At 68.6% G+C, this 22,270-nt stretch carries 20 protein-coding genes; 2 read left to right on the top strand and 18 right to left on the bottom strand.

The features are described from left to right. Positions 1–153 precede the first annotated feature (153 nt). Together KA383_04220 and KA383_04215 are read left to right on the top strand one after the other, a co-directional pair. Positions 154–924, top strand: a complete 771-nt coding sequence (locus tag KA383_04220) for a hypothetical protein (protein MBP7745313.1) — start codon at positions 154–156, stop codon at positions 922–924. 16 nt (positions 925–940) lie between these two features. Continuing rightward, positions 941–1,591, top strand: coding sequence for a hypothetical protein (locus KA383_04215; GenBank protein MBP7745312.1), 651 nt, complete (start codon positions 941–943; stop codon positions 1,589–1,591). Between the two features lie 6 nt (positions 1,592–1,597). Here the strand turns inward: KA383_04215 and KA383_04210 are convergent, their stop codons facing one another. The 18 genes from KA383_04210 to KA383_04125 form a co-directional block, all read right to left on the bottom strand. Continuing rightward, entirely contained in the window at positions 1,598–1,951 is a 354-nt protein-coding gene (locus KA383_04210) for a hypothetical protein (protein ID MBP7745311.1), read from the bottom strand. A 207-nt stretch (positions 1,952–2,158) separates the two neighbouring features. Then, positions 2,159–3,568, bottom strand: a complete 1,410-nt coding sequence (locus KA383_04205; protein MBP7745310.1) for a phenylacetate--CoA ligase family protein — start codon at positions 3,566–3,568, stop codon at positions 2,159–2,161. After that, positions 3,565–5,943 carry a glycosyltransferase family 4 protein gene (locus tag KA383_04200; GenBank protein MBP7745309.1) on the bottom strand — a complete coding sequence of 793 codons (2,379 nt, stop codon included), beginning with the start codon at positions 5,941–5,943 and terminating at the stop codon, positions 3,565–3,567. Before KA383_04200 ends, KA383_04205 begins: the two co-directional genes overlap by 4 nt. Positions 5,944–5,985: 42 nt before the next feature. Beyond that, positions 5,986–7,359 (bottom strand): DUF2029 domain-containing protein, encoded by a 1,374-nt coding sequence (locus KA383_04195; protein MBP7745308.1) that lies wholly within the window; start codon positions 7,357–7,359, stop codon positions 5,986–5,988. Next, positions 7,359–8,351, bottom strand: a complete 993-nt coding sequence (locus KA383_04190; protein ID MBP7745307.1) for a class I SAM-dependent methyltransferase — start codon at positions 8,349–8,351, stop codon at positions 7,359–7,361. The genes KA383_04195 and KA383_04190 overlap by 1 nt, the downstream gene beginning before the upstream one ends. Then, entirely contained in the window at positions 8,348–9,415 is a 1,068-nt protein-coding gene (locus KA383_04185; protein MBP7745306.1) for a GNAT family N-acetyltransferase, read from the bottom strand. The genes KA383_04190 and KA383_04185 overlap by 4 nt, the downstream gene beginning before the upstream one ends. After that, a complete protein-coding gene (locus KA383_04180) occupies positions 9,412–10,095 on the bottom strand; it encodes a hypothetical protein (protein ID MBP7745305.1) in 684 nt (227 codons plus the stop codon). The genes KA383_04185 and KA383_04180 overlap by 4 nt, the downstream gene beginning before the upstream one ends. Before the next feature lie 84 nt (positions 10,096–10,179). Continuing rightward, on the bottom strand, positions 10,180–11,328 hold the full coding sequence (locus tag KA383_04175) for a DegT/DnrJ/EryC1/StrS family aminotransferase (protein MBP7745304.1): 1,149 nt from the start codon (positions 11,326–11,328) through the stop codon (positions 10,180–10,182). Continuing rightward, positions 11,210–12,337 (bottom strand): flippase-like domain-containing protein, encoded by a 1,128-nt coding sequence (locus tag KA383_04170; GenBank protein ID MBP7745303.1) that lies wholly within the window; start codon positions 12,335–12,337, stop codon positions 11,210–11,212. The genes KA383_04175 and KA383_04170 overlap by 119 nt, the downstream gene beginning before the upstream one ends. Next, on the bottom strand, positions 12,334–13,347 hold the full coding sequence (locus KA383_04165; GenBank protein ID MBP7745302.1) for a glycosyltransferase family 2 protein: 1,014 nt from the start codon (positions 13,345–13,347) through the stop codon (positions 12,334–12,336). The genes KA383_04170 and KA383_04165 overlap by 4 nt, the downstream gene beginning before the upstream one ends. 5 nt (positions 13,348–13,352) lie before the next feature. Continuing rightward, a complete protein-coding gene (locus tag KA383_04160; protein ID MBP7745301.1) occupies positions 13,353–14,393 on the bottom strand; it encodes a GDP-mannose 4,6-dehydratase in 1,041 nt (346 codons plus the stop codon). Beyond that, positions 14,390–15,571 carry a DegT/DnrJ/EryC1/StrS family aminotransferase gene (locus KA383_04155; protein MBP7745300.1) on the bottom strand — a complete coding sequence of 394 codons (1,182 nt, stop codon included), beginning with the start codon at positions 15,569–15,571 and terminating at the stop codon, positions 14,390–14,392. The genes KA383_04160 and KA383_04155 overlap by 4 nt, the downstream gene beginning before the upstream one ends. Continuing rightward, positions 15,568–16,629: a methionyl-tRNA formyltransferase gene (locus KA383_04150; GenBank protein ID MBP7745299.1), complete on the bottom strand. Its 1,062-nt coding sequence runs from the start codon at positions 16,627–16,629 to the stop codon at positions 15,568–15,570. The genes KA383_04155 and KA383_04150 overlap by 4 nt, the downstream gene beginning before the upstream one ends. A gap of 36 nt (positions 16,630–16,665) precedes the next feature. Then, complete coding sequence (locus KA383_04145; GenBank protein MBP7745298.1) at positions 16,666–17,154, bottom strand: N-acetyltransferase; 489 nt, start codon at positions 17,152–17,154, stop codon at positions 16,666–16,668. Beyond that, on the bottom strand, positions 17,151–18,233 hold the full coding sequence (locus KA383_04140) for a Gfo/Idh/MocA family oxidoreductase (GenBank protein ID MBP7745297.1): 1,083 nt from the start codon (positions 18,231–18,233) through the stop codon (positions 17,151–17,153). The genes KA383_04145 and KA383_04140 overlap by 4 nt, the downstream gene beginning before the upstream one ends. Before the next feature lie 186 nt (positions 18,234–18,419). After that, a complete protein-coding gene (locus KA383_04135; GenBank protein ID MBP7745296.1) occupies positions 18,420–19,496 on the bottom strand; it encodes a hypothetical protein in 1,077 nt (358 codons plus the stop codon). Further along, entirely contained in the window at positions 19,471–20,889 is a 1,419-nt protein-coding gene (locus KA383_04130) for an MBOAT family protein (GenBank protein MBP7745295.1), read from the bottom strand. The genes KA383_04135 and KA383_04130 overlap by 26 nt, the downstream gene beginning before the upstream one ends. A 6-nt stretch (positions 20,890–20,895) precedes the next feature. Then, positions 20,896–22,260 (bottom strand): O-antigen ligase family protein, encoded by a 1,365-nt coding sequence (locus KA383_04125; protein MBP7745294.1) that lies wholly within the window; start codon positions 22,258–22,260, stop codon positions 20,896–20,898. Between the last annotated feature and the right edge of the window lie 10 nt (positions 22,261–22,270).

Genomic DNA, 22,270 nt, shown 5'->3' with positions numbered 1-22,270 from the left:
CCGCGTCCGCGCCCGACTCCGTGAGCGGGCCCAAAGGTGCGGGCCATAGGATTTCCTGGAGAGAGATTGCCTTCAGGGAGAGGCGCGAGTTGTGCAAGGGAGAGAGTTATGTCCAGGGTAATTGGTGTAGCGAGCGTATGCGGAGCGCTCTTGGTGGCGCTCACGATGGGCGGATGTCCAGGAGCGCTGTCGGCCGGCGCTGGCGCCCTGGGACTGCAGGACTGGGGTCGTGACCTGCTCACCATCCCCATCGCGGTGATCATCGGCGAGCTGATCGACGAAGCCCAGGGCCAAAACGTGGCCGTCGATCCTCAGGAGATGCGTGCCGGCCTCTACGAGCAGATCCAGGACGACATCCAGTCCGGACGCATCGGAGCCACGGGTGCGACGGGTGCCACGGGCGCTACCGGCGCCACGGGTGCGACTGGCGCAACCGGCCCAACTGGAGCTACCGGTGCGACGGGCGCAACCGGCGCAACCGGAGCTACCGGTGCAACGGGCGCAACCGGCGCGACGGGCGCCACCGGCGCTACGGGTCCCACCGGCGCCACCGGCCCGGCTGGCGCAGACGGTGAGGATGGCAAGGATCTGTACGCGGTCGCCCTCGGCTGCGTCGGCCATGACGGCGTGCCGATCAACGGCTACGGCTACAACGCGCGGAAGGTCGCGGAAACGAACGGCGTCTACGCGATCGCGCTGGTCGGCTACCAGTTCCCCGAGAATTTCGACCCGAACGACCTCGTCGTGCTGATCACGCCCGGCGCGATCGTCCAGCAGGAAATCGTCACGTACTACGACCCGGAAGTCGGGTACGGCGTGCTGGTTGAGTTCCGCGATGTCTGGCTCAACCCGCTGAACACGGAGTTCTGCTTCGCGGTGTACGACACGTCGGTCGACCCGTACGAGCAGCCGGAAACCGAGTGACCTCCAGGAGGGTCTCATGCGACACGTATTGGCACTGGCTTTGTGCGCGGCGCTGGCGGCGCCGTCGATGGCTGACCTGATCACGACCCAGCACTTCAACACCTTTGCGGAGGTGCAGGCGTACCTGCTCGGCGGGCTGGAATTCGTGGCTCGCGGCGATACGGAACTGCTCCGGCTGACCCGCGCGAATCCCCCGGGCGTGACACAGTTGCCGTTCACCCTGTGGAACGACGGCATTGCGCACGGCTTCAAGGTCGTGTACAACGCCGGTGGCATCGCAGGCTTGAGCATCGACGATCTTTACACGATTCAGACGCCGGTCACGATCGATCCGGCCACCAACGGCCTGCTCGTGACCGCCTGTGCGGACGGGACTGGCCGCTCGGTCGTGGTCAGCAACCTGAAGATCACGCTCCCCGGGTTCCTGATGTACAACGTCGGCGACCTGGCGTCGGCACCGGAAACCGATTACATGCTCATCGGGACCGACCTGCCGCTCGCCGGCGGCTTCATTCTCAGCGGGACGGTGACGTTCAACTGGGAGGGCAGCATACCTCCGGCGCCCGAGCAGTGGTTTGAGGTGGCGCCGGTCGTCGTTCCCGAGCCGGCGATGTGCACGCTGGCTTGCGCCGCAGGGCTCTGGCTCCTGCGCCGGCCGCGCCGCTAAGCGCGTTCAGAGCAGAACGAGCAGGGCCATGACGGTCACGATGGTCAGGCCCACGATCAACACTGCCCACGCCGCGTCGGAAAAATTGTCCGGCGCGGCGTGGTGTCGTTTGGCGACGTGGTGGTGGCGCCGGCGCGGCGTAAGCAGCACGTCGGCGGGGGTCAGCGCTTGGTCACACGCGGGGCATTGCCGCGCCGTGACCAGGTCGCGCGCCAGGATGCGATGGCTGCGCCGGCAGTGCTCGCAGGTAAGGAGCAAATGGGTGGGCACACGCAGGGTGGCGTGGCAGTGCCCGCAGCGTGTGCTGCGCTCGTGGCCCACGTTCCTGATGACGTCATAGCAGCGCCCGCAGCGCAGCACAGGCCCGACCGGGATGGTAGGGCCTCGCTCGGTGTGGGACGGCGACCGGCAGGAATCCTCGGGCAAGAGTTTATGGGACGCATGCGCTTCGGCGGGACGGCGGGTCCCCCCGGCAGGTGTCGGCGTCGAGACCACGCAACCCATACCAGTTGAATCGCCTGATCGCTGCCGGAGGATTAGTCCAAATCCGAATTGCGGCCCGGCTGGTCAACACGCGCCGTCGCCCGCGGCGGCGTGCTCCGGCGGAGCCACGAGTTCGAAGTCCGTGTAGGTCGGGGCCACGTCCGATACGACGTACCGGCGTTTGCCGGACGGGTCGGGTGGGATTCGATCCACGATGCGGCAATCCACTTCGACGCGCGGGCCGAAGAGGGCCCGGTAGCGCGCGCGCACACGTTCCACCGCGGCGCTGTCGAAGCGATCATCGACTTCCAACAGCACTTCAAACGTCGTCAGCGAGCGTTGATATGTCTTGAAGGCGCGGATGCCGGCCTCTTGTCGCAAGACGTGAGAGGTGACCGCGCCGTGACAAAGACGACCGGCGGGCAGTGCGATGAATCCCGTGATCTTCCCGCCCTCCAGCCGCATCACCGGAAAGGGGAGCCCGCACGGACAGGGTTCCGGCAGGCGCCGCCCAACGTCGCCGACGCGGTAGCGCAGGAAGGGTTGCGCCCGGGTGTTCAGTGTCGTGCAGATGACGTCGCCGGCGGTGCCGGGTGCGACGACTTCGTTTCCCACCGCGATGTCCACGTGCACGTGAGGCCAGACGACGTGCAGCCGACCCTGCGGGCATTCGTGGGCGATCAAGCCGACCTCGCGGCTGCCGTATTCGGCGGCGACCGGGCAGCCGAAGGTCTGCTGAATCTGCGCCACCTGCGCCGCGCTGACCTCCTCGCCGGTCACGACAATCAGCCGCAGCCACGGGAAGTGCTCGCCCCGCATGCGGCGCGCGGCGTGCCGCGCCAGCAGGGCCAGCGCAGTCGGATAGCCGTAGACCACCCGTGGCCGAAAGTCACACATGCTTTTCAGGTGCGCGTCCAGCTGCGCAGGGGACAGCTCGAACGCGCTCAGCAGACGCTCGTTCAGCAGGCGGTCGCGCCAACGCTTGACGGCGGCGCCGCGCGCCTCGATCGGTGAGCCCCAGAGGTGGAGGCGCGGCTCGCCGGGCAGGACGCCGAACAGGCTCTGCATGAACAACCGCGCGCCGAGATCCTGCGCCTGGCGCGTACGATCAATCACGAACTGCAGCGTGTCGCCGGTCGTGCCGCCGCTCGCGTGGGGCAGCGCGCCCCCCGGCACGTCGCGCCAGGTCATGAGTGCAGCGCGGGCCCGCACGTCCGCCTTGGTCAGCACGGGCAGCTTGCGCAGCTCCGCCTCCACGTCGTCGGCGTAGGCGTTCACGCCGCCACGCAGGAAGAGCCCGGTGAAATGCGGGAGATGGGCCCCGGCGAACAGGAGCAGCGCGCGCAGGCGTTCGCGCGCGTCCTGCTGCACGACGGCGGGTGGCTGCGCGGCCAGGTGCCGCAACGTGGCGAACTCGCGCAGCGTGGGCCGGCCGCGCAACCGCTCGTGCAGCGGAAAGATCACGCGTTGCACCAGCCAGGTGGGCAGCGTCATGGCGCGCACACCTCCCGGAGGAACTGCTGTCCGGCCGGTTGCACGCCGGCCGTCGCGCACGTCTGCCGCGCGCTACTGGCGATGGGCGTTGCAGACTGCGCACGGCGCCGGCGATGGGACAGCAAACCCTCATAGACCCGCGCAACGCGCGACGAGACCTCCGGCAGGCCGTAGTGCCCCGCGACGTGCGCGTGCAGCGCCGCAGCGAGACGGGCACGCAAGTTGGCGTCACCGGCCAGCGTTTGCATGGCCGCGGCCAGGCGATCGGGCGACTGCGGCGGCACGAGCAATCCGCGCCGCTCGTGGTCGCCTTCCAGCACTTCGGGCACGCTGCCGACCGCGGTCGCGATGACGGGCAAGCCGGCCGCCGCAGCTTCGAGGATGGCGTTTGGCAAACCTTCGCTGTGACTGGGATGCACGAAGCAATCCGCCGTGGCCAACAATTGGGTTTTCTGTGGGCCCTGAACCGTGCCGGTGAACAGGGTCACGTCGGCGAGCCCGGCGGAGGCGACGCGTTCCCGCCACACGGAGAGCGCGTCACCGGTCGCGGGGCCGGCGACGACGAGCTTGAACTGCACGCCGGCGCGCCGCAGGTGCGCCGCCGCGGTGATGAGGTCACCGAGGCCCTTAGCGTGCGTCAGGGCGGCCAGATAAAGAAATCGACAGGGGCCATTCTGCGCGGCGCGACGCGCCGGCAGCGCGGCGATCCGCACAGCACTGGGGACAACGTACACCCGTGTCGTGCCCGTGTAGGGTGCGAGCATCTCGCGCCAGTGCGCGGAGAGAACCAGGATGGCGTCCGCCGCTTGCAGGCCGCGCCGAATGAGCCAGCCGCCGGTCGGTCCCGCCATGCGGCAGAACCGCTCGAATTGCCCGCCGCGAATGTGCAGGACGACGCGACATCCGAGCAGCTTTGCCGCCGCGATGTCCAGCAGATTGCGGTAGAACGTCACGTGACTGCACGTATGGATGTGCACGAGGTCGATGCGCCGGCGGACAAGGACCGTGATCAGTCGGGCCAGAGCGTTCCAGTGCCGCCAAGCGGACCATGCGAGCCGGCAGCCACGGGGCATCGTGTTGGTCGCACCGGTGTCGCACGTGGTCGCGAAGCGGTGCAGGTCGTATCGCGCGCTCAGCGGACCATCCATGAGCAGGTTGATGGATGTCACCATGCCGCCCACCTGCGCCGGCCCCGGGCCGAGCATCAACACGCGCCGCGTGCGCGCCGGCCCTCTGGTGCGCTGCCGCAGTCGTCGCGCGGCTGCATAGAAGGATTCGTAGTTGCCGACCATCTGCCCGGTGGTGAAGCGGCGATGGTAGTCCGCGTGTGCAAGTTCGGCGCGGCGCTGCGCCGCCGCCCGGTCGCGCAGCACGCTGTCGAGTGCCGCGGCCAGCGCCGCAGGCTGGCCCGGCGGCACAAGCAGTCCGCTTTCGTTGTGCCGCAGCAGCCACGGACCGTCAGCGCGGTCAGGTGGCAGGCGGCCGATATCGCCGACCGCCGTGGCCACGATCGGCACGCGCTGACTCATGGCTTCGAGCGCCACATTGGGCATCGCCTCGGTCGCGCTGCCGAGACAGAACACGTCGGCGCCCGCCATGACTTGCCACGCCTCGCGGCACGCACCGGCAAAACAGACGGCGTCGCCGAGGCCGAGCGTGTCCATCTGGCGTTGCACCAGCCGCCAGTAGCGGTAATCGTGGACCGCACCGACGCAGACGAGCTGGGCCGTCGGCCAGTCGCGACGCAGCACGGCGAACGCGGCCAGCAGCCCGCAGATGTCCTTCTCAACGCGCACGTTTCCCACGCTGAGCACCAGGGGGCGACCGAGCGGACGCTGGCACACGGCTTCGAGCCGGCGGCGCGCGTCGGCCGGCGCGAGGCAGGGGAGGTCGATGCCGTTGGGAAGGTACGTCGCGGTGTCGGCGATGCGGCGGATGGGCAGGCGCGCACGGAGGGCCTGCGAATTTACGCCGACGCCGTTGACGAAGCGGTCCAGCACCTCGGCCAGACGGTGGTAGCGTGTGGGTTGTGCCAGCGGCCAGCCGTGCCAGACGTGGACGAGCGGCAGGCCCAGCATGCGGGCTGCGGGGAAGGCCCACGCCAGCGCGGCACAGCTATGGGCGTGCACCAGTTGGACCCGGTCGCGCCGTAGCCACCACGCCAGACGAGCCGCGAGCCGGGGGTCGCGACCTACACTGTGTGCCTCGCGGACGGTGATGCCGGCGGCGGCCAGCGGCTCCAGGGGGACGTCGGCTCCGCGGAGGCAATACACGTGGACACGCTGGCCGCGCTGCGCCAAGCCGAGCGCCAGACGCTGGACGACGCGCTCGGACCCGCCGCCGTCGAGGCTCTCAATGACCAGCGCTACGTTCACGTCTGCATCCGCCATGCAAAATGTGCGGCCGGCCGCCGGGGTTCACGTCGGCTGGCCCAGGACGCCATCGACCGGCGGCGACCAGCCCGGCAGGCGCGGTACGGCACCGCTCGCGGTCGTGCGGCCGGGCTCAGCCGGCACCGGCACGGCACGCCGCATGAGGACCGGGTAGCGCACGAGCATGAAAAGCCACGTGAGGACCATCGCATAAGTGGTCGTCGGGCCGACGATGTGCTCGATGCGCTTGGGGAGCGTGATGCCGAACTCGTGCACCGGGCAGAACGTATACAGGAACACGATCGCGCCGACCCACACGGCGTCCAGGCCGGCGAGCCGTTCCTGGCGCGCGGCAAGCGCGACGATCATCGCGATTGGGATCAGCATCGCCATGCAGTGATGCGGCCAGGCATTCAACTCGCAGAGGAGCACGACCGGCACCAGCATGGCCACGCCGTCGGCGGCCCCGAGCCGACGGCGGTGCCCGACGACCCAGATCGACGCGCCCGCGATCAGGACGAAGTCGATGACGATGATCACCCAGCGCGCGAAGTCCGGCCCCAGGTTCAGCCATGCCTGCGATTTCTCCACCCCGTGCGGGTTGTCGACCAAGGCGCGGTGGACGAACCCGATGACGCTCATGTTCTCCGGCGAGATGACCCAATCCACCTCGCTGAATTCGTCCTGGTTGTTGAAGAGGTAGCGGGCGCGGGCTTCTGGCGTAAGGGCGGCCAAGCCGAGCGCCATGAGCACGACAATTACCGCGGTGCCGGCGAAGAGTGCTTTCCACTCACGGCGTAACACGAACACCCACAGATAGGCCACAGGGTAGACCTTGGCCAGGGCGGCCAGTGCGATGGCCATGCCGCCCGCGGCCATCCGCCGGCGCAGGAGGAGGAAGACCGCCAGCCCGACGAGCGCGGCGCGGATGCCGTCGAACTGGCCCCAGCGGAACAGATTGAAGACCGGGCTGCTCAGCCAGAACGGCACGGCAATGAGCAAGGACACGGGTGAGCCGAATTGTACGCCCAGTCCGCGAAACAGCAGCAGCGTCGCCGTCAGGAGGAGGCCGAACTGGAACCACGCCCACACGATCTGCGCGGCCGGCAGCGGCAACAGCGCGATGGCATACATCAGCGGCAGCGTCGGCGGCGGATAGGCGTAACCCATCAGGCTTTGCCGGCCGGGCAAGTGCGGGTTGATGTGCTCCTTTTTCGCCTCGAGGTCGTAAGGGTTGATGGCGGCGTGCAGCGCCTTGCCGGTTGCGTAGAACGCGCGGAAGTCGAGTTGGTAGTTGCGGCTCGGGTTCACGACGCCGAAGCGCACCCAGCAACCAAGCAGGACCAGGACCAGCAGCAGCCTGCCCACGGCGGTGGCCGTGAAGGCACGGCGCACGGCGGATTCGCCGACCGTTTCCATCAGCCATTCTCCGACTGCGGCCGGGCCACGACGACATGCGTGCGGCGCAGTGTGCCGCGTTCGGCCAGGGTCTGCAGGCACGCGCGCACCTGCGGCAGGTACGCCTCGTCATCGGCGGAGAGCCGGTTCTGCCCGCGCAGGTAGCCCAGCACGACCGCCAGGGCCGGCATGCCTTTGCACTCCAGCGGCGTGAAACCGGCGTCGCGCAAGGCGGTGAGCAGTTCCTCCTCCGTGAAGCAGCGGCTGCGCACGCCCGCGCCGGGCTCGCCGTCCCAGACATCCCGGTTGTCGCGCAGGCGACACAGGGCCGGGACGCCGCCGTAAAGCAGGTGCGTCAGCAACGCGCCTTCCCACGAGCGCTCGGAAGTCAGCAGCAGCCCAGACGAATGTAGAATTCGGCGACATTCGCTGAGGCCGCGGGCGTAGTCCTCGTTCAGGTAGTACAGCGCCTCGATCGCCAGCGCCAGCCCGACGCTGCCGCTGGCCAGCGGGACGCGCCGCAGATCGGATTGAACCAGGAGGAGACGGTTGCGCCATTCAGGATGCGTCGCGCCCAGCCGGTCGCGCAGTCGGGCTAGCGATGCGGCAATCGCATCCACGGCGATCACGCGCTGGTAACCCCAGGCCAGCCACGGCTCGGTGTTGCGTCCGTCGCCCGCGCCGAGGTCTACAATGACCGTCGCAGGGTCCGACGGCCGCACGACGCGCAGGAACGCGTGGTAGACCGGTGTCTCCAGCGAGCTCATGGTGAATGGGATCTGGATTCGTTCGTGGAAGTTCGTTCCGCCGACGGACTCGTACCAGGCCACCGATGGATCGTCGAACGAGGCACCGAAGCAGGCGATGCCGTCGCGCCAATGGCCGACTTCGCCGCACCGCGCGCAGGTGAAAACACCGGCTGCCGGCGACAACGACGCGTGGCAATGCGGACAAGTGAGGAGGCGCGTGGCCCAGGCTGGCGGGGCGGCGGATACGCGTAGCGTCGGCGTCATGCGTTCGTCCTCCCATCCGGTCGCGGCGCCGGAAAAGTAACCTCCCAGCGCCACGTGTCGCGGCAGAACCCGACACCGCCCAGCTCCTCCTTGAACTTCGCGAGGCCGCGGTTGAGGCTCCAGTCATCGAAGGTGGACGGGCCGAAATCCAGGTACTTGAAGCCGCGGGCCGCGTAGTGCTCCATGACGCGCGCCGTTGTGAACGTCGTGACGCGGGTGTGCTCGAAACGCTCGTCGTGGCACAGGTACGACCAGTAGACCACGCGCGGATTCAGCTCGAGCAGGTACGCGCCGCCGATCGGCCGGCGCTGGTATTCACACAGAAACAAGCCCACGCGCTCGGGTGTCAGCTCGAAGATGCGCTGCAGGTCGGCCAGCGCGTGCGTCGGTACGGCGCCGTGTTTCGCGCGGTTCGCCGTCAGCAGGGCGTCAAAGTCGGGCAGGCGCTCCGGGCCAACCTGCGCGAACGCGACGCCCTGACGCTGGGCATAGCGCACGTAGCGCCGCCGCACCGGCGTGGGAATGCCGTCCACGACCGCGGCCGCATCGCCAGGCAGCGTGATCACCTGACTGAGCCAGCGGCGGGCAAGGACAAAGCCGGCGGCGGCGAGGGCGAAACTCATGTTCTCGTTGGGCGGCTGCGCGTAGATGCCGGGGCCAATGCGCAGCTCGACCCCCGCCAGGCCGCACGCGACGGCGTACTCCTGCAGGGCCTGCACGATGGCCTGGATCGTCTCGATGTGCTCGCGCGGCCGCAGCGCACACCCACCGACGGAGCCCCCGTAGGGGGATTTGAGCAAACGCCGGCCGTCGGGTTCAGTGATGATCGCGGCGGGCAGGAGCGCAACGAGGCTCGGTCCCCGGCGAAACAGCAGATGATGCGTGTCGAAGCGGCCGGGGGAGTGATATGCCAGGAAGCGCAGGTCATGAAATAGCGTGGCGTTGCCGGACCCGGCCAGGAAATCTGCCCACGCCGTCTCGTCGGCGGACGTGTACGGTGCGACCATGATCGCGCCAGGGCCGGCAGCCTGGGCGGGCGGCAGGGGGGCGGTGGCGGATGTCATGACCGGCTCCTCCAGTCCGCGTTGACCTCCCCCAGCGTGACCGTCGGGCAGCGTCGCGTCGCGATCCAGTCCAGCAGGTCAAGGAACAGCGTGCGCGCACCGGCGCCAGTGTGCCGTCCGGCGCGCAGGCGTTCCGGGTCGTGATAGGCCGACTTCGTGGCCTGATAGAATTCGTCGCTGGGCGCGTTCGTGAACACAATGTTCGGGTGAAAGTCGAAGACCTTCAGCCCCGGCCGCTCCAGCTCCAAGCGGGCCACATCGAAACCGGTCCGCGGCGTGATCAGGTCCAGGTGGTCCATATAGTAAATAGGGATTTCCAGCAGCCCGTGCTCTTTCCAGAAAGGCTGCAACCCGGCGACCAGCGGCAGCGCGTAACTGCTGTCGTATTCGAGGCCGCCTGCACGGTAGAGCGCGACCAGCTCGGTGTCGTAGTGCAGGCTGTGGGCGCGCACGCCGCGCGCTTCCGGGCAGTACGCCCGCGTTGCCTCCAGGACGTGCTTGTAGGCGGCCGCGTCCGACAGCGTCGCCTGGTCGCCGCCGAGGCGCTGATGCAGGGCCTGCAGCGCAGCGCCGTTGCGGCGAAAATTGGGATGCAGCGCGCGCTCATGCCCGGCGACGGCGACGTCCGCGTGCGTGCAGAAGAAGGTTGCGCGCAGGCCGCGCTCGTTCAGCAGGCCCACGAGGTCCGCGAGGACCGCGGGGTGGGCCCACTCGACGTCGACCGTCAGGCCGATGAGCGATTCCGGTTTCGTGGCCGGCCCTCCTTAGCGTGCGGCGGGCACGCGGCTGGCGGTGGCGCTGGCGCGGCCGGTGACTGCGGCCCGCAACTGTTCGCACGTGTAGTCAATCTGCTCGTCCGTGAGCTCGGGGTACATGGGCAGGCTCAGGCAGCGCTGCGCCACGCGTTCACTGACAGGGAAGCTGCCCCCACCGAGCCGCAGGTGCGCGTACGCCGGCTGGAAATGCACCGGCACCGGGTAGTGCAGCGCCGTGTCGATGCCCTTGCTCTTCAGCTCAGCGGCGACGCGGTCGCGCTCGGCGACTTCGACCACGAAGAGGTGGAACACGCTCTCGCGCTCCTCGTCCATGATCGGCAGGCCCAGGTTGGGCGTGCCGGCGAGCCGCGTCAGGTAGCGTTGCGCGTGTGCGCGGCGGGCCGCGTTCCATGCGTCGAGGTGCGTGAGCTTGATGCCCAGAACCGCGCCCTGGAACCCACTCATGCGGTAGTTGTAGCCGACCATCTCGTGCTGATGCTTCTGCCGCTGGCCGTGGTCGCGCAGCGCGCGGGCTTCGTCGGCCAGAGCGGCATCGTTCGTCACAACGGCGCCGCCTTCGCCGTATGCGCCGAGGTTCTTGCCCGGGTAGAAGCTGAAGCAGCCGATGCGGCCGAGGGCGCCGACACGCCGGCCGAGATGCCGGGCGCCGTGCGCCTGGGCGGCGTCCTCGACGACGGGCAGGTGGTACTTTTCGGCGAGGCGGAAGATGCCGGTCAGGTCCGCCGGCTGGCCGTACAGGTGCACGGGCAGGATCGCGCGCGTGCGGTTCGTGATCGCCGCCTCGAGCCGCGTGACGTCGAGCGTGCGAGTGGCGGGGTCGATATCGACGAACACCGGCGTGGCGCCGACGTAGCTGATCGCCCAGGTCGTGGCCACGAACGTCATGGGGACGGTGATGACCTCGTCGCCCGGACCGATGTGCAGGCAGCGCAGCGCGATGTGCAGCGCACTCGTGCCGCTGTTCACGGCCACGCAATGCCTGGCCTCGCAGTACGCCGCAAACTGCTCCTCGAAGGCCTTAACCGTCGGTCCGAGCACAAACGTGCAGTTCTCGCACACGTGCTGGAGCGCGGGCAGAATCTCGGCCGCCAGTTGGCGATATTGGGCCTTCAGGTCGAGAAAGGGCACTGAGATCATCTTCGGCAACCTCCGTTGTTGAAGAAGGCGACTGCACGGCGCGGACAGCGCGATACAGGGTGCGGGGCGCAAGCCCGCAGCGCAGCAGGCCATAGCCGCCCAGGGCCAGCACGAGCAGCGCGCAGGCCGCCTGCAAACCCAGGCTGAACGCCAGGGCCGGCCCGGCGTTGACGTCGAACAGCCCCAGGACCAGCACGCACAGGAACTGGTGCGGCCCGATGTTTGCGGGCGTGAGCGGCAAGATGAACGCCAGACTGAGTACGACCACCAGCAGCGCCGGCATCAGGGGCGTCACCGTCACGCCGAACGCGGTCAGCGCGAGCGCGTAGCTGGCAATCTCCAGCGTCCAGGCCGTGACCGTGGCGAGGGCAACGAGCATGCCGGCCCGGCGCTGGGCGAGCAGGTGCAGTCCGAGTGCGAACTGACCGGCGTAGTACGTGCTGGCGCGCCGCAGCGGACCGGGAAGCACGCGTGTGACGCGCGCCAGCAACGCGGCCAGCGCGGCCCAGCGGTGTTGCACAGCCACCAACCCCGCCAGCGCGATCAGGCCGCCGAGCGCGAACGACGTGAGCACGCCCGGGTGGATGAGCGCCTCGGTGGCGAACAGGAAACTCATGAGGAAAAAGAGCAATCCAAGTAGCAACAGGTCCAAGAACTGGGTGACCGCGATCGTGCTCAGGACTACCGAGCGCGACAGATGGTTGGTCGAGGCAGCGAGATGAGTGCGCGCCAGCTCGCCGAGGCGGGCCGGCAAGACGAGATTGCCAGCAAATCCCACGAACGTGGCGGTAGCGATGCCACGCATCGCCCGGCCGGCCGCGGCCCGCAGCGCTTCCGCCCAGCGCCAGGCCTTGACGAGCATGATCAGCGCCTGCAGCAGCAGGGCGCTGAGCAGCCAGGGCCACGATACGTGCGTCAGCGCAGCCCACGCCGGCCCCCAACCGAATTGCTGCACGGCCAAGCCGAGCAGCACGCAGGCGAGCAGGATGCTGAGGATCGCGCGTTTCATGCCGGGGTTTCCACCTCGTCTGGGACAGGCACGCGGGTCGGGGCAGGTCGCGCGGCCCGCTCGGCCACAAAACGCGAGTCGGCCGGTTCAAGCACCCGCTCGATCACGTAGCGCGGCCGCCCCCGAACCTCGTCATAGGCGCGCCACAGGTACTCGCCGGCTGCCCCGAGAAATGTCAGCAGTACGCCAAAGCCCAGCAGCAGCAGGCTGATGATCGCCGCGATGGCGGCCGACACGTACCAGAGGCCTGTCAGCCAGCCCCCGAGGACGGCCGTGATCCAGAGCGCATCGGCCGCGAGGAACAGCAGCCCGCACAGCCACGTGAGTCGAATCGGCAGGGCCGAGAAGGACACGACGGAATCGATGGCGAGCTTCAGGCGCTTGGTGAACGTCCACCCGCTCGCGCCCGCGGCCCGGGCCTCCTTGACGTACGAGATGTGTTTCTGCCGGAAGCCCAGCCACGTGACCAGCGCGAGCAGTGACGTGTGCTTCTCGCCGATGGCGTTGAGTGCGTCGATGACCTTGCGGTCCAGCAGCACAACGTCGGCACCCTCGGCCGGTGCGTCGCTGGCGGCGATGAAACGCATGAGCGCCCAGTACGCCCGCGAGCACAGCCGCTCGCGCCAGCCGATGCCGCGCCGCCCGGCGCGCGCCGCCCACACCACGTCGTAGCCGTCGCGCCACGGCGCCAGCAGCTCGGCGAGCAGCTCCGGCGGATCCTGCAGGTCCGCGGCCATCAGCACCGCACAGTCGCCCGTGCAGCGCGCCAGCCCCGCGGCCGCCGCTGCGTGCGAGCCGCAATTCCGCGCGAAGCGCACGCCACGCACTCGGCCGTCGAGCGCCGCCCATTCGGCGATGCGCTCCGGCGTCGCGTCGGCGGAGTGATCGTCCACGAGCACCAGCTCGAAGTCATACGCGTGCAGTGCGTCCATCACTGCGGTCATGCGGCCGCGCAGGAGCGGCAGCGTGTCCGCTTCGTTGTACGCCGGGATGACCACGGAAACCCTCATCGGTCTCATTCGTTTCCGGACACGCAGCCGGACGTTGCGGTCTCGGCCGGCCGCCAGTTGTGGACAACCTCTTCTTCCAGCAGTTCGGCCGGCGTGCGACCGAGGCTTTCATACCAGGCGCGCAGGCGAGTGAGTCCGGTGCGCAGGTCCACCTGCGGCTCGAAACCGAGCAGACGCCGGGCCTTGGTCGTGTCCGCAAAGAGCCGCAGCACGTCGCCCGGCCGCGGCGCATCGTGTTCAAGAACAGCGTCGGATCGGCCGGCCGTCGCAGCCACTTCCGCGGCCAGCTCGTTGATGCTGATCTCCCGCCCAGCCCCCAGGTTGAGCGTTTCGCCGACGGCGTGGTCCGCGTCCGCGGCAGCCAAAATGCCGCGCGCCGTGTCCGCGACGAAAGCGAAGTCGCGCGTCTGCCGGCCGTCGCCGAAGGCGATCATTGGCCGGCCGGCGAGGCAACGCAGCAGGAATTTCGGGATCACCTCGCCGCTATCGCCTTCGTGGTGGCAGCGCGGCCCGTACGCGTTGAACGGCCGCAGGATGACCGACGGAAAACCGTAGGTTCGGTGGAACGCCCGCGCGTAGCACTCGCCCGCGAGCTTCGATGCACCATACACCGTCATCGGCGTCGTCGGGTGGTCCTCGGTCATCGGCACGTGCTGGGCGGTGCCGTAGACCTCGGACGTCGAGACATGCACGAAGCGGCGGACTCCGGCGGCCCGCGCTGCCATGAGCAGCTCCAGCGTCCCGCGCGCGTTGACCTCGTGGTTCTCCCGCGGCGTATGGATCGAGTGTCGCACACCCAGGCACGCGAGGTGAAAGACGGTGTCCACGCCGACCAGCAGCTGCGCAATTGTGTCCGTGGCGCGAATGTCGGCCACGTGCAAACGCACTTGTTCATCCGGCAGCCCCGCGAGGTTCTCACGCCGGCCGTTGACGAGATTGTCCACGACCGCGACGCGCGCGTGCCGCGCCGCGAGCTGGTGCACCAGCTCCGCGCCGATGAACCCGGCCCCGCCGGTGACGAGCACTTTCCGGCCGGCGAAGCTCATCGGGCGGCCCCTCCACACGCCCCGGCTGCGCATCCCAGCGGCCCCCGCGCTCCTTCGGTCAGTGCGGCCCGCAGCGCGGCGATCACCGCCTGCTGCTCCGCGGCCGTCATGTCCGGGTAGAGCGGCAGCAGCAGGCTGCGGTCGCTGGCGAACTCTGAGTGCGGTAGCGGGGGCCAGTCCGTAGCACGATACGCCGGCTCGCGGTGAATCGTCATGATGCCCGGCTTGGTGGCGATCCCACGCGCCAGCAACCGGCGCAGCAGTTCGTTGCGGCTGAGCGGCGCTTCCGGTGCAAGCTGGACGGCGTAGCTCTGAAAATTCGGCTCGGCATAGTCCGGTACGTAGGGCGCGGACAAGTGGGGCATGCCCGCGATGGACGCAGTGTAGCGCGCCCCGAGTTCACGCCTCCGCCGCACGAGCGTATCCAGCCGCTGCATTTGGACAATGCCGATGGCGGCCTGCACATCGGACAGCCGATAGTTGTGGCCAACGCAGACGTATCGCTCGATGACCAGGTGCTGCGCGCCGTGCCGGGCCGTGTCCGGGACGCTCATGCCGTGTTGCCGCAGCAGGCGCATCCGCTGGCACAGCCGCTCGTCCGAGGTCAGCACCATGCCGCCCTCGCCAGTGCTGATGACCTTGCGGGGATGGAACGAGAAGCACACCAGCGGCGAATGCCCGCCGATGGGCCGGCCACGATAGCGCGACCCCAGTGCGCAAGCAGCGTCCTCGATGACGGTCAGCCCGTGCCGGTCCGCGATCGCGCGAAACGCGTCGATGTCCGCCGGCAGGCCAAGCTGATGCACAGGCATGATGGCCTTCGTGCGGGGCGTGATCGCCGCCTCGGCCGCCGCCGGCTCAAGGTTGTACGTGCGTGGATCAACGTCAGCGAAGACCGGCCGCGCGCCGCAGTGGACCACTGCGTTGGCCGTCGCGATGAACGTCAGCGATGGCACGATGACCTCGTCCCCCGGTCCGATGTCCAGGGCCTGCAACGCCAGGTGCAGCGCCGTCGTGCAGTTGCTGCACGCGACGGCATGCGCGGCGCCGCAGTACGCCGCGACGCTGCGCTCGAATTCGGCCACGCGCGGGCCCTGCGTCAGCCAGCCGCTTTCCAGCACGGCGGCCACGGCGGCGGCTTCCGCGCGCCCCAGGGTCGGCTTGGTCAGCGGAATCATGCCTGGCCTCCAGCCGCGCCGGATGGCTGCGCGGCCCCGTTCGTACGGCGCGGCGTACGCTCGCGTGCGAGGCGCGCCACACGCTCTTCCAGCTTCGCGATTCGCCGGAGCAGGTCATCGACGCCGACACCCAGGGTGGCGCGGACCGAGCGAATCGCGGTCGCCGCGGGCACGGCGTTGTCGCCCTCGAACTGAATCTCACCCAGCCGCAGCACGCCATCGCCGGTCAGCACGTCCACCGTGCCGCCGGGCTTGTCGATGCCGACCACGCGCCCGGGGATTCGGCCGACATAGCGCGGTGGCGGCTGCACGGGCGTTGCTTGCCAGATCGTCAGCCTGCGGCCATCGCAGTACGAAAATGCCCCCGGGTACGGTCGCGTCAGCGCCCGCACCTGGTTGTAGATCCGGGTCGTGTCGGCGTGCCAGTCGATGAGCCCGTCCGCGGGCGTCCGCCGACAGGTGTATGTGGCGGCGGAGGCGTCCTGCGCGCGGCGCGGCAGGGTGCCGGCCGCCAGTTGCGGATAGGTCGTCCGCAGCAGGTCGGCGGTCGCGGCACAGACGCGCTCATAGACCTCCGGTGCCGTTTCATCCGGACCGATCGGGATGCGCTCCTGCGCGAGAATGTCACCGGCGTCCGTTTCCTCCGTGACCTGGAACAGCGTTACACCGGTGTGGTCGGCGCCGGTCAGCACGGACCAGTTCAGCGGGGCGAAGCCGCGGCATTCGGGCAGGCACGAGTCGTGCACCGCGAACGTCCCGCCGGGCGGGGCGGTGTAGACTTCGGCCGGCAGCAGAATGCGGCAGCCGACCACGAAGGCCACATCTGGCCGCCATTCGTTGCGGATCAGAGCAGCATAGTCGCGCTCGTTCATCCGGCGGGTTTCGGACAGTGGCGCCTGCAGGCGCTCGGCCAGCGCGCGCAGCGGTTCCTCATAGCGTTCTGTCTCGTGGTCGTCCTGTCGCAGGCTGATGACGCCTACGATGTGCGCACCGGCGTCGGCGAGCGCCTGCAGCGCCAGATAGCCGCGTTTCGTGCCACCAATGAAGAGAACGCGCATGTCCGCCTTCCGCCGCGCCGCACCGCGGACGCGGCTTCACACCAGCATGGCGCGGGCCCGCACGCGGGCCGGAACGCCGGCGACGACCGCACCGGGCGGCACGTCGTGCGTCACCACGGCGCCGGCCCCGACCAGCGCGCCGGCGCCGATCGTGACGCCACAGAGAATCACGGCCCCGGAGCCGATGGACGCGCCGCGACAAACGCGCGTCGGCACGACCTGCCAGTCGGCCTCCGTCTGCAGGGCGCCGGCCGCGCTCGTCGCGCGCGGGTACTTGTCGTTGGTGAAGAGCACGCCGTGGCCGATGAAGCACTCGTCCTCGATCGTCACGCCTTCGCAGATGAACGTGTGGCTCGAGATCTTGCAGCGCCGACCGACGACGGCGTTCTTCTGAATCTCCACGAAGGTCCCGATCTTCGTGTCGTCGCCGATGCGGCAGCCGTACAGGTTCAAGAAGCCGAAGAGCTTGACGTTGCGGCCCAGCTCCACGTCCGGCGCGACACGCACGAAGTCTCCCTGGCTCATAGCGTGATGCGTCCCCCCTGGGCCTTGATGCTGCGCTGGGCGGCATCGAGGATGCGGACCACCCGCAGTCCCGCGGTGCCGTCGGTCAGCGGCGTCTTGCCGTTCTGCACGCAATCGACGAAATGGCTGGCCATCGTCCGCAGTGGCTCACTCTGGTCGAGGCGCGGCGACCAGATGTCCCCTGTGCGATAGTCGATGAGCAGGTTGCGCCGATCCTCCAGGTCGTCCTCGCGGACGCTGATGCCGCTATCGTAGACCTTGATCTTCTCCACCGGGTCGAGGTCGTTGTACACGAGCCCCTTCCGGCTGCCGCCGAGCATCGTGTAGCGGATCTTCACCGGCGACAGCCAGTTCACGTGGAAATTCGCGATCAGGCCGCCGCCGAAGTCGAGGTTCAGGTACGCCACGTCCTCATGGCCGCCGCTCGTGTGGACACTGCCGAACGCGGCCACGCTCTTGGGCGTACGGCCGATCAGGTAGTCGGCGATCGACAGGTCATGGGGGGCGAGGTCCCAGACGACGTTCACATCCCGCTGGAACAGCCCCAGGTTGATGCGCACGCTGTCCACGTAGAGCAGCCGGCCCAGCTCGCCGGACTCGACCAGCGCTTTCATCTTTCGCACCGGCGGGCTGTAGACGAACACGTGGTCGACCATCAGCACGAGGCCCTTGCGCCGCGCCAAGTCGACCAGCTCTTCGGCCTGTCCCACGTCCGCGGTCAGCGGCTTCTCCACCAGGACTGACTTGCCGGCCTCCAGCGCCGCCTTGGCCAGCGGGTAATGCGAATTGACCGGCGTCGCGAGCGCGACAGCGTCGATTTCCGGGTCCGTCAGGACCACGTCCGCGTCGCAGGTCGTGCGCAGGTTCGGGTAGCGGTTGCCGATCGCGGTGGCCCGGGCCGCGTCGCGGTCGCACGCCGCGCGGAGATCTTCCCCGATGACTTCGTGGAAGTTGCGCACCAGATTCGGGCCCCAATAGCCGAGCCCGATAACGGCGACGCGGACGGTCTTGCGGGCCGCCTTCGATGGTCGCGCCTTGGCGGCGGACGAGGCAGAACAGGTAGCCGCGGAGGATGCCATGACGTACTCCTTGGGACTGCGCACACGTGGCAGCCGGCGCACGCTCCTGGCGCCGTCCCGCACACCGTGCCACGTGCTTCCCAGGGACTTATCGACAGCGCGTACAGACGGGATGGAGCCGGTAATCCGCACGCGTGGCCGGCGGACGGGGCCGGTCCGGTCGCGCGCAGGCTTTGCGCCCGGCGTCTACCGGTCCGAGCCGGTAGAGGGACGCATGACCGTGCGCAACGGCGCGCCGGGTTCGAGCTCCCACGCAGTGCCGGCCAGGGCCGGCTGCAGGGCGTCCAAGAGGGCACGCGTGAAGCGGGGTGCGTCGCGCGAATCCAGGTGACAGCCGTCGGGACAGTCGAACCCGCTCAGGCTGGGGAAGTCCTCGAAGTGAATGCCGGGAGCCCCGGTGCGGGCGAGCAGGCGATCCCAATATTCCGCGCGGGGGGCCAGCGCGCGTTCTTTCTGCCGGTAGTCGTCCGTGAACGGCAAAACGACGAAGACGACCTCGCCACCCCGGCCGCGGATGCGTTCCACGTCTTGCGCGACCTGGTCGAGCAATGCGTCCCGCCGCGCAGCGTCCGCCAGGTACGGATTGCGTTTGAAGGGTCCCACCGTCGTCGGTCGGCCCGCCGCGAAGCCGGGCGGATAGTACGCCGTGATCATCCGGTCGGCCCGCAAGCTACCGAGCCCCGGCTCCGGCCACGTGCCCTTGGCCCAACATTCCGCGAAGTGCTCGGGCGCCAGGCGGTCCAGACGCGTCACGAGCATTGTCTCCAGTGCGAGCTGGAGCTGCCATTCCAGCCGGTCCGCGGGTGAGACGTAGGTGTGCGCGCGCGCCAGATAGCGATTGGAGCGTTCCACAACCGGCCCGCCGCTCTGGAAGAACAGCAGCGGCGTAACGTCACAGATGACCAGTCCGGCGAACGTGGCATCTTCCGCCAGCTCGCGCAGCACCGGCGTCGGCGAGCTGTAGCAGATTCCCAGTTGCACCGGTCGCACGCCCGTCCGGGCCGCGAAAACGTCGAGGTCGATGCCCACCTGGGACCGCGAGGCACCGATCAGCGCAATCGGCCGCTCCGCCGCCGTGAGCTTCTCGCGCGCCAGCAGCCACAGCGGCTCGTCGCTGACGCGCGTGGGGAAGAAGCCCTGCGTGCGCCAATAGAGTTCCCAGCCACCGAGCAATCCGGCGGTCAGCAGGCCGGCGAGCAGCCACGTGCGGCCCCAGGGCCCGCGCGGTGTCTGCGGCTCAGAACTGGAAGTAGATGAAGGCACGCCCTTCTCCACGCGAGATACACAGTGCCAGGATGAGCGCCGCGAGAGCGGCGGAACGCACGGGCCAGGGGACGTGCGCCAGCAGGTCTTCCAGCCGGCGGTCGCGCATGGCACCCTGCCAGGCTAGCGTGACGGCGACAATCAGCAGGGCGGTGGCGGCGGAGACATCGCCGAGCCACAACGCATTCGGTCCGCCGCCGACCATGCACTTCAGCAGCGTGAACGCCGTGGCCAGGTCCGGCGCGCGGAAGAACACCCACGCGACGCAGACGAGCAGGTACGTCATGAGGATCGCCAGGATGCGCGGCCCAAGCTGGGCCGTGAATGCCCGGCCGCGGCAGACGTGTCGCAGTCCGCGCTCGCCCAACAGGTACAGCCCGTGCAGGCCACCCCAAATGACGAACATCCACGAGGCCCCGTGCCAGAGTCCGCCCAATAGCATCGTCGCCATCAGATTGACACCTGTGCGCACCGACCCATTGCGATTGCCGCCGAGCGAAATGTACAGGTAGTCGCGCAGCCAGGTTGACAGCGAGATGTGCCAGCGCCGCCAGAAGTCCGAGAACCCCAGCGCGCCGTATGGCCGGCGGAAGTTCTCCGTCAGCGTGAAACCGAAGAGGAGTGCCGTGCCGATGGCGCAGGTGGAGTAGCCCGCGAAGTCAAAGTAGATCTGCGCCGAGAAGCCCAGCACGCCGATCCACGCGTCGAGCCGTCCTGCCTGTGACGCCGCGGTGAAGACCTTGTTGACGACGGGCGCGAGGCACGCGTCCGCGAGGATGACTTTCTGCGCCAGTCCGATCAGCAGTAGCGCGCAGCCCCAGCCGAACTGGTCGGCCGTCACGCGGCGCGGCGCGCGGCACTGCGGCAGGAAATCCGCCGCCCGTACGATCGGTCCGGCCACAAGTTGCGGGAAGAAAGTCACGTACAGGGCGAAGTCGAGGTAGCTCCGCGCCGGACGCAAAGTGCCACGGTAGACGTCCAAGGTGTAGGACAGCGTCTGGAACGTGTAGAAGGAAATGCCGATCGGAAGGATGAAGTCCGGCGCCGCGGGCTGATACGCGATGCCAAGGCCACGCAGCAGGGCGGCAAAGTTCGCGACCAGAAAGCCGCCATACTTGAAAAACCCCAGCAGGCCCAGATTGGTGAAGAGGCTCAGCACGAGGTAACCGCGGCGGGCGACACGGCTCTGCGCCCGCGCCATGGCGCGCGCCGCAAGCCAGTCCACCATGGTCGAGATCCACAGCAACAGCACGAACGGCGGGTTCCAGGCCGCGTAGAAGACGTAGCTCGCGACCAGCAGATTGGCCTTGCGGGTGCGCCAGCTTAGCGGCAGGTTGTGTACCGCGAGCACGATGGCCAGGAACACCAGGAACGTGAGCGAGTTGAAGACCATCGGCGCTTATCCATACGCAGCCACGGGACTCGCAGCGTCCTCCGGCAGTTCGGACGCCGGCAATGCCGCGCTCGCTGCCTGCAGGCCGCGACTGACGTTGGCCAGGCACATGCCGAACCCGAGCATCAGCCAGAAGTCCTCGGTGAACAGGCGCGTCGTGAACAGGGCGCAGGCAAGGTAGCCGAGCAGGGCGGTCCGCAGCGCGACGGCGTGCCAGCCGAGGTGAAAACGCAGGTGCCAGCGGTAGAAGTGGACTTCTTCAAACGGCGGCAGGCTGCGCGCGGTGCGCCGCAGCCGGCCGAGCCGCACGATGGAAACGCCGGTGATCACCAGGAAGAGCAGCAGCCCGGGCCAGCCGAGCTCGGCAAGGCAGGCGATTATGGTGTTGTGCGCGCTGCGCTCCACGGTCAGGTCAGGCACGTAGTCCATGACCAGTTGGTGGAAGTTCCCCAGGCCGATGCCAAAGGGGTAGTCCGTCGCCATCGCGAGGGCGGCTTTCCACAGCACGAGTCGTGAAGTCGAGGACGCGTCCTGCTGGTACGTGCGGATCGTCGCCATGCGCTCCCACCAGCCGGGGTCGGTGAGCTGAATGGCCAGCACCGTGCCGATGATGACCGCCACGAACCCCTTCACACGATAGCCGCGCGGCAGCGACAACACGCCGGAAATTGTCATCACGGCGAGGCCAACCAGCACGTTGCGCGTGCGTGTGGCGACGATCGTGTTCACGACGAGCGCGCCGGTCACCAGCGCGGCGATCCGGCCCCACCACGAGCGGGCCATGAAAAAGCACGCCCCCACGAGCGGCAGTGTCGAAACCATGTGCACCGCCAGACCGCTCGAATCGTTGAAGTCGGGACCACCCAGGCCCGCCGTCAGGCGCCCCGCCTGAACCAGCCCGGCCCCACCCGTGGCCTCGTACCCCACGTACGCCACGCCCAGCAGCCAGACCATGATCACGAGCTGATACTGCAACGGCGTACGGATGCAGCGAATCAGGATGAACAGGATGATGAGCGTCTTGACGAATTTCTCGGCCAGGTACGCGCCGCGCTCACCGTACTCCACGCCCCACACGAGGCTGCCGAGCGCGAAAATGCCGAACAGAATCGCCAGGACATACGGCACGGGGAACTGCCGCGCTCCGTGCGCGAGGCGCGGCTGCCGCAGCAGGAGGCCGAGCCCGGTCGCCGCCGCCACGATGAACGACGTGCGCAGCCCCAGGGCGCGCACGGATTCACCCCACCATTGCGTTTCCGGATTGAGATGGTAGACGAGGATGTAGAGCAACATGCCCGCCACCGGGTTGAACGGGGCCGCCAGCACGCCGCCGACGTACGAAATCCAGAAGGCAATCGCGGTCAGCGACATCCGTAATCCG

The sequence above is a fragment of the Phycisphaerae bacterium genome (genome assembly GCA_017999985.1).
Classification (GTDB): Bacteria; Planctomycetota; Phycisphaerae; order UBA1845; family Fen-1342; genus JAGNKU01.
This window is presented reverse-complemented; position numbering and strand designations above follow the sequence as displayed.